The organism is Salmonella sp. SAL4457 (assembly GCF_046548235.1).
Classification (GTDB): Bacteria; Pseudomonadota; Gammaproteobacteria; order Enterobacterales; family Enterobacteriaceae; genus Salmonella; species Salmonella enterica.
On the sequence record NZ_JBGDZO010001237.1, the window covers coordinates 1 to 240 of the forward strand.

Here is a 240-nt window from a genome sequence, read left to right on the forward strand (position 1 = left end):
GGCCCTGGCCGATCCGCCGGGTGCTGTCGCAGATGCTTTCCAGTTGGTCCAGGAGCGTCGCGCTCTGTTCGTGGAAGAAGCGCCCGGCTTCGGTCAGGCGCAGCGGCCGGCCGCGCTCCAGCAGGGCCACCCCGAGCATTTCCTCGAGGTGCTGGATCTGCCGGCTCAGCGGTGGCTGGGCGATGTGCAACTGCTCGGCGGCGCGGGTGAAGTTGAGGGTCCGGGCCAGCGCCTGGAAGT

1 protein-coding gene is annotated in these 240 nt (G+C 70.0%); it reads right to left on the reverse strand.

Features of this window, described 5'->3' with window-relative positions:
- On the reverse strand, nucleotides 1–240 hold a 240-nt coding region (locus ACLJNW_RS28140; RefSeq protein WP_410961915.1), incomplete at both ends, for a LysR family transcriptional regulator.